We start from the raw sequence: 7,359 nt of genomic DNA on the forward strand, positions 1-7,359 counted from the left end.
ATGGCGCACAGAATACTCGACCGGGTGCAGGAGACGACGACCAGCACCGGAACGGGCGGGCTTACGCTCGCGGGGGCCACGTCGAGGATGTTGTCGCTGTCCGGCGCCGGCTTCGTCAACGGCGACACCTTCTGGGGCCTGATCGAACACGCGACGGCCGCCGAGTGGGAGATCGCGCTCTGCACCTATGCCAGCGCCGGCGCCGGCAGCATCACGCGCGCCACCCCCCTCAAGTCCAGCACCGGTGCCGCCGTGTCATTCTCGGCTGGCACCAAGACGATCTCGCTGGTGGCGCCGGCGGCCGTGCTCACCCTCCTGGGCTCGCTCGAAGCTGTCAACGCGCCAACGATCTCGGCCGGTGCACTGACCCTCGATCTGCTGCTGGGCACCGTGCACAGGGTCGCGCTCAACGCCGACGTGACGGGCATCACCATCTCGAACGCACTGGCAGGCTTCGCCTCGGGCTTCACGCTGGAGTTCACCGCCGACGGCACGACCCGCACCGTGACGATGCCCGGCAACGTCACCGCCCTGAACGGCACCTACACGCCCTCCATCTCCAACGGCACACGCGATCTCCTGAACTTCGTGACCCTCGACGGCGGCACGACGTGGTTGATGTCGATCGTCGCGCAGAACTACTAGGCGAGGGGTCACAATGAGTTCGATCACCCGCCGCCTCGGCGTCATGGGGCAGGCGGATGTGGACGTGCTGTCGTGGCGCGACACCATCGTGGCCGCCGGCGGCAGCATCTCCATTGCGATTCTTTCCATCGCGTCGCGCTTCGTGGCGGCCGAGAAGGCGAGCGGCGCCTGGGGGCTGACCGACGACTACTGGCCGTTCTGGGGCGAGAACCTGATCCAGGCGACAGTGTCCCTCAAACAGCGGCGCACCGTGACGCTGGTCAACGCACCGGCCTTCACGGCACGGCGGCATTTTGCGACCAACGGCTCGTCCAGTTATCTCGACACCGGATTCATTCCCTCGACGCACAAGATCGCGGCCAGCACACATAATGTGCGCCTCGCGGTCTATCTGCGCGACAATCTGTCGAGCAACTCGTACGCGGCAGGAGCCAGTTCCAGTTCAAACAGGGCCCTCCGGCTGCGCCCGCGCAATGCCAGCGTGGCCTATCTCGACGCCAATTCGTCTTCCGGCACTTACACGCTTCCTGCGGCGACCAGCGCCGGCTACACGGCCGGCTCGCGCGATGCGGCGCTCGGTGCCAACAGCTACGGCTACAAGAACGGGGTCGCCATGGTGCAGACCGTCGCTCCGACGGCTTTCGGCTCGGCAAGCCTGCCCGTGGTCCCGATCCTTGTCGGCGGATACAACAACGCGGGCGTCTTCGCGGGTCCCCGCGCCACGTCGATCGGCTTCATGACTGTGGGCGCCACCCTCAGCGCGGCACAGGAGCTGGCGCAGTACAACGCCGTGCAGGCGTGGGCCACCGCCGTGGGAGCAAACGTCTGATGCCGGGGTTCATCGTCCTGAGCGCCGACGAGGCGGCCCATGTCCGTGGTCCGGCGTCGCCGCCTTATGCGCTGGAGCCCATTGAGCGGCAGGGCGGCGTCTTCATCCTCCCGGCCGATGTGCTGGATCATCCGGCCTATGCGATGCACGCCGAGTTCCTGGCGGCGCGGCCGCAGATGGACAGTGCCGATCCGTCGTTCCCGCCCGCACTGGATCCCGCTGAAGACTGACGCGGCCCATGACATTCTCGTATCCCCACGGTGCGCTGCCGATCGCCGTGGCGCCCTACGTCCTGCCTACTGGCATCGCCGAGCGCGTCCTGCTGCTGTCGCCGCGCGACAGCGACCTCGCCAACTTGTCCGCCAGCACTGCCGTCACGACGCTACCGGTGACCAATCTGCAGAGCCCGGAGCCCAGCAAGAAGTGGCGCTCGACCTCGACCGTCGGGCAATACATCGACATCGCCCTGGCGTCGGGGCTGGGCTGCAACGCCGCGGCTCTCGTCGGTCACAATCTGAGCGGCGCCGGCCTGTGGCGGGTGAGGGGATACGCATCGCTCGCTGACGTCGGGATCACGGCGGCCTCGGACACTGGCTGGCAGAGCGTGTGGGCCGGTGGGGTAAAGCCGATTGATGCCTCCTGGGCGCATCACCTGGCCCTGGTCCGCTGGACTGCCAGCGGCGATCATCGCTGGTGGCGTATCGAGTTCGTCGATCCTGCACCGACTACGACCTGGCTCGAAGCCGGGCGGCTCGTGCTGGGCGTCGCCTTCCAGCCATCGCTCAACTGTGATTTTAGCGGCGCGATCGGCTGGATGCCGGACGATGTCCAGGAGCCGACGCCCTACGGGCAAACCTTCACCGATCCCCGGCCCTATCGGAAGCGGCGATTCGTGCTGCCGTTCGGCGCCATGGACCAGGACGAGGCCCATGAGGGCGCGATGCAGTTCGCCCGGCTGCACGGGCTCGCCGGCGACCTGATCTGCTGCCTCGACCCCGGGGAGCTTGCCCGCTTCCATGCCTGGTCGATGCAGGGGCTCCTGGTCAGCGGCAGCCACGACTTCACCCCACGGCCTCTCTTCCTGAACGGCCGGATGATGTGGGGCTTCACCTTCACCCTCCTTGAAAAACTCTGAGGCACCGATGTTTGCCGATTCAGTCATGGAGTCCTCGTCGACCACGGGGACCGGCAGCTACACGCTTGTCGGCGCCGTGGGCTACTCGCGGACGTTTGCGCAGGATTTTGCCAACGGCGATACGGTTGCCTACTTCGTTTCGAACCTCGCCAAGACCAGGTGGGAGTTCTGCACCGGGACGCTCACCATCGGGCCGCCGCGCACGCTCACCCGCACGGTCAGGAAGAGCAGCAACGCAGGCGCGGCGATCGATTGGCAGGCATCGGACGTCTACTACGTCTTCTCGATCGCCTCGGCCGACGTGTTGGCGGGGCTGATCGCCGGCAACCTTGCGGCAGCCCGCCCGTGGTGGGTCCGCACCGGCTCGCGCTGGTGGGACCATGCCGCCGGCCTTGCGGTCTCCTGGATCGACAGGCTGGCCACCGGCACCGCCACGAACGCGCGGATAGGCGTCTACGACGTCGTAAAGGATGCGTACTTTGCCGACGGACGCCGGCCGTGGACTGCCATTGGTGCTGCGAACAAGACCATCGCCGCCGCCGACATCGGCGGCATTTTCACCCAGAACAATGCTGCTGCCGAGCGCACCTTCACGCTGCCCGCGCATGACGCCGCCGGTGTGGGTCATGGTTTCAAGGTCGGCGGACTCGGCCTCAGCTCCGGCCAGTATGGCATCGTGCTGACCCCGGCAGCCGGCGACGGCATCGACGGTGGCGCCGATGGCGCGACCAAACGGATCCCGGGCGGCGTCCGCTTCGACGTGGAATGGGACGAGCCTGGCGACACCTGGCGGGTCTCCTACCTCAACCCAGTGCCAGCACTGCGCACCGGCCGGCGCCAGACTGTCGTCGCGGGCCCCGTCTCGAGCGCGGGGCTGCCCACGTTCCTGCCCTCGACCAACGGGGCGCTCAGCCTGACGATGCAAAATGTGACTGCCACGACACGCTTCGTCGCCGTGGCTGCCAACGGCTGGGACTGGCAGGGGCGGCCGAACGATCGCGTCGGCGTCAGCCTGGCGAACCTGCAATGGACCGGTCTCACGGCCAGCCGCGCGGCCGCAACGCCGAACTTCCTCTATGTGGCCGTCGGCGCCGATGGCACGCTGACGCCCGGCAGCACCATCCTCTCGCCGGTCTACCAGGAGGGCGGCACCCCCGGCACAGCCAACGGCCAGTTCACCTTCAACATCGGCGAGATGAAGGGCTATCTCGGCAACGGCAGCACGGCGGCGGAGGCCTTCGTCGTCATGGTCGGCGAGGCCGCCACGGACGGCAGTGGCGTGATCAGCACCGTGGCCTATGCCTACAGCGGCCGCTTCGTCTCCGCCTTCACCACAACGCTTCCGGGAGCCGGCACATTCACCTCGGCGAACCACAACCTCGGCGTCAAGCCGAACGTGGCAAAGTTCATCGTCGAGAACGTCACGCCGGAGCATGGCTATTCCGCCGGCGATCAGATCACCGAGGGGCACGCCTCGGCCTACAGTACGCTCTACATCCCGATGCCCGTCGTGACGACGTCGAAGCTCGTCGGCATTCAGCTGGGCCAGAGCGCTGGCTATGTCGTGACCGTCCGCACCTCTGGCGTCACCACCGCGTCCGTGACCGCCGCAAGCTGGAAATACGCCTTCGTCGCCGATCGTGGATGGGGCTGATCGATGTCGCTCAGTCCTGAGACGCGGCCAGGTAAGCATCAAAGGAGCGGAGAACCATGACGTTGGAAGAGCGCGACCGGCTGGCGAAGGTCGAGCAGATCGTGGCGGGCCAGCAGGAGTCCCTGAAGTCCATCGAGCGCAAGCTCGATCACCTCATGAGCATCGCCGACATGGGCAAGGGCGCGCTGTGGCTGTCGCTCAAGGTCGGCGGTGTCATGGCGATGGCCGTCGCCGCGCTCTGGGCGCTGTTCGACAAGCTGCACAAGATCGGAGGCACACCATGAGCGACGCAATCGACAATCTCATCATGGACGTGATCCGCCGTGAGGCAGGATACTCGAACCATCCGGCCGACCGGGGTGGACCCACGAAATACGGCGTCACCCAGGCCACCCTCTCGTCATGGCGTGGATATGCCGTGACCGCGGCCGAGGTGGAGGCACTGACGATTCCGGAAGCGAGGCAGATCTACCGCGCCGTGTTTTTCCGCGGCCTGGAGGGTGTGACGGATCCCAAGGTGCTCGAGTTCCTGTTCGACTATGCGGTCAACAGCGGTACCGGCCGTTCGGTCAAGGCGCTGATGGTCGTGCTTGGAGCGCAGAAGTTGGGCACGGTCGACCAGGCTAAGCTGTTCTGGCCGCTGATCTGCGAGCGCCTGGACAACTTCCTCCGCATCATCGGCAACGACCATTCCCAGGCCGTCTTCGCGACGGGCTGGGCCAATCGCATCACCGAGTGGTGGCGGCCAGCGGGCACGCCGGGCGCCGGGTTCTCACAGCTCACGCCCGCTGACGCCGACGGCATCCTCGTCAGGGGCGAGAAGGGCAGTGCCATCAAGAACCTGCAGGCCGCTCTTGGTGTCGTCGCTGACGGCGACTTCGGGCCCGCCACCGAGCGGGCCGTCATCGCCTTCCAGAAGGCGCGAGGGCTGGCGGCGGATGGCGTCGCTGGTCCGAAGACCCTCGCCGCGCTCGGCATCACCCTGGAGGCTGCATGATGCCTCTTGTTCCTTTGCTGCTCGGCATCGCACCCACGGTCGCCAGCTGGATCCTGGGCGACAAGACCGGCGGCGCGGTCGAGAAGGTAACCGGCATCGCGCGGGAAATCCTGGGCACCGACGACTCTTCGGGCATTGAGGCCGCCATCGCACGCGACCCCAACCTGGCCTTGCGGTTCAAAACGGCGCTGATCCAGGCCGAGGCCGATGCTCGGCGGCAGGAGCATGAAGCCGTCCTGGCGCAGCTGCGTGACGTGCAAAGTGCGCGGGAGCAGACAGTGCGCCTGGCAGAGTCGAAGAGTCCGATCGCCTATGGGGCCGTTCTGGTGTCGGCCATCGTGTTGGTGGGCTTCGCCGTCATGCTTTGGCTCGTCATCCGGGAGGAGGTGCCTGCAAACCAGCGCGATATGGTCACCCTGCTGCTCGGTACACTCGCCGGCATGGCATCCAGCGTCGTCGCCTACTGGGTCGGATCGTCCAGTGGATCGGCTCAGAAAAACGCGGCGATGGAGCGAGCCATAGTACGCTAGCTAGTCCAAGCACGCACCTTGTCCTGTGGCTTCAGGAAGATGATAATTTATGCGTCGGCGTCTGGGCCTTCCAATGCAGAAAACCCAACGGCTTCGCCGCGGTTCTCGGGAGCTGGCAAACCCTCCCGGCCGCCGGCACGCGAAGCCTCCCCCATTGACGTCCTCCCTGTTTTCTCCTCCGGCGTGAGGGTTAGTTTGCGGCAGTATTTTGACCCTGAAGGGAGCATTGCCGTGAAGAAAGGACGCTTTACCGAAGATCAGATCGCGTATGCGCCTGCACCAGGCAGAGACCGGTACATCGGTTGCCGAAGTCATCCGCAAGATCGGGATCAGCGAGCAAACGTTTTATCGCTAGAAGAAGCAGTACGCCGGGATAGGCGTCGCGGAGCGGCGCCGGCTGAAGCAGCTCGAGTAAGAGAACAGGAAGCTTAAGCAGCTGGTAGCAGATCTGTCGCTCGACAAGGTCATGTTGCAGGACTTTCTCTCAGAAAAGCTCTGAAGCCTAGTCGTCGCCGGGTGCTGGTCCAGCATCTTCAGGATGCGTACAGGGTCAGCGAACGGCGGGGCAGCATGGTGCTGCGCTTTGACCGGTCGAGCCATCGCTACCGGTCACAGCGTGACGACCAGGCTTTCCTTCGATATCGGATCCGGGAGATCGCCGCATCGCGCGTGCGCTACGGCTACAGGCGGATCTGGATCGCACTACGCCGGGAATGGGCGGTTGCGCGAGGAGTGCCTCAACGCCCACTGGTTCATGAGTCTTGAAGATGCTCGGCAAAAGATGGAGGCTTGGCGCAGGTACTACAATGAGGAGTGCCCGCACAGCGCGATCGGGGAGAAGGCCCCGATTACATTGCTTCGGTCCGATGGCATCCCCAGCCCGCCATCATGACCAAGCCCGAAAACTCTAACTCCGGATGGTCCAAAGATGGGTCTTAGAGCAAAAGAGGAACAGACTTAACCTACCGACGTGTGAAAAATGGAAAGCAGGTCACTAAGGCTGCACTTTCAAAATTTGCTCTAGGCTCGGATAGTGCGTAGAGCGACACTGATCTAAGCGCCCGAGTCGGTTGCTATAATCGGCTCGAGTGGACTGAAGTATCGCTTCTTTTTCAATCAGTACTTCATAAGACTCGGTCTTTTGCATAAACAAGTCCCGAGACCGTTCAACACTGCGCTCCAAGTAATCACGTTTGGCCTTTATCGCGGCTAGCTCATCAGGCGCCTGTTCGCAGGCTGCTTCCCAAGCGCGCCGGAATTCCGCATATAGATCTACAGTCGATGTTTGTGCCCCGCTGAAGTAACCAGCAATCCGACTGGATGCCGCGCGCTCTGCACTGAAGTATGCGACATTCTTCTCGGCAACAAAAAGCTGTCGACGGTTCCATTCATCTTTCAGGCGGGCAATATCTATCTCGGTTTGAGAGATCTCCTTGTGGCGAAATTTATCTTCCTTGTGTTGAAGCATGGTTCTGTCGCGTTCCAATTCAGCACGGACGTTATCTAGTTGAATTTTGCTGTGACCCCCGCATTTCGGTCCATCTGACGCTAGAGTCCGGCCCCTTGAGA

9 protein-coding genes and 1 pseudogene are annotated in these 7,359 nt (G+C 64.3%); 9 read left to right on the forward strand and 1 reads right to left on the reverse strand.

Annotated elements, in window-relative coordinates; translation table 11 throughout:
- From Q0Q48_RS24270 to Q0Q48_RS24310, 9 genes and pseudogenes are all read left to right on the forward strand, one after another.
- Positions 1 to 645, forward strand: a complete 645-nt coding sequence (locus Q0Q48_RS24270) for a hypothetical protein (protein ID WP_295143905.1) — start codon at positions 1 to 3, stop codon at positions 643 to 645.
- 13 nt (positions 646 to 658) lie between these two features.
- Positions 659 to 1,474 carry a hypothetical protein gene (locus Q0Q48_RS24275; RefSeq protein WP_295143908.1) on the forward strand — a complete coding sequence of 272 codons (816 nt, stop codon included), beginning with the start codon at positions 659 to 661 and terminating at the stop codon, positions 1,472 to 1,474.
- On the forward strand, positions 1,474 to 1,704 hold the full coding sequence (locus Q0Q48_RS24280) for a hypothetical protein (protein WP_295143911.1): 231 nt from the start codon (positions 1,474 to 1,476) through the stop codon (positions 1,702 to 1,704). Before Q0Q48_RS24275 ends, Q0Q48_RS24280 begins: the two co-directional genes overlap by 1 nt.
- 8 nt (positions 1,705 to 1,712) lie before the next feature.
- Positions 1,713 to 2,609: a hypothetical protein gene (locus Q0Q48_RS24285; RefSeq protein ID WP_295143914.1), complete on the forward strand. Its 897-nt coding sequence runs from the start codon at positions 1,713 to 1,715 to the stop codon at positions 2,607 to 2,609.
- A 7-nt stretch (positions 2,610 to 2,616) separates the two neighbouring features.
- Positions 2,617 to 4,263, forward strand: coding sequence for a hypothetical protein (locus Q0Q48_RS24290; RefSeq protein ID WP_295143916.1), 1,647 nt, complete (start codon positions 2,617 to 2,619; stop codon positions 4,261 to 4,263).
- Between the two features lie 56 nt (positions 4,264 to 4,319).
- The gene (locus Q0Q48_RS24295) at positions 4,320 to 4,547 is read left to right on the forward strand and encodes a hypothetical protein (protein ID WP_295143919.1); all 228 of its coding nucleotides are present in this window, start codon (positions 4,320 to 4,322) and stop codon (positions 4,545 to 4,547) included.
- Positions 4,544 to 5,260 (forward strand): glycosyl hydrolase 108 family protein, encoded by a 717-nt coding sequence (locus tag Q0Q48_RS24300; protein WP_295143922.1) that lies wholly within the window; start codon positions 4,544 to 4,546, stop codon positions 5,258 to 5,260. Before Q0Q48_RS24295 ends, Q0Q48_RS24300 begins: the two co-directional genes overlap by 4 nt.
- Entirely contained in the window at positions 5,257 to 5,790 is a 534-nt protein-coding gene (locus Q0Q48_RS24305) for a hypothetical protein (RefSeq protein WP_295143924.1), read from the forward strand. The genes Q0Q48_RS24300 and Q0Q48_RS24305 overlap by 4 nt, the downstream gene beginning before the upstream one ends.
- A gap of 231 nt (positions 5,791 to 6,021) precedes the next feature.
- Positions 6,022 to 6,682, forward strand: a pseudogene (locus Q0Q48_RS24310) (integrase core domain-containing protein).
- Positions 6,683 to 6,784: 102 nt separating this feature from the next.
- Here the strand turns inward: Q0Q48_RS24310 and Q0Q48_RS24315 are convergent.
- The coding region (locus Q0Q48_RS24315) for a hypothetical protein (RefSeq protein ID WP_295143926.1) at positions 6,785 to 7,359 on the reverse strand (575 nt) is incomplete at its 5' end.

It is taken from the genome of uncultured Reyranella sp. (assembly GCF_945957355.1).
GTDB lineage: Bacteria > Pseudomonadota > Alphaproteobacteria > Reyranellales > Reyranellaceae > Reyranella.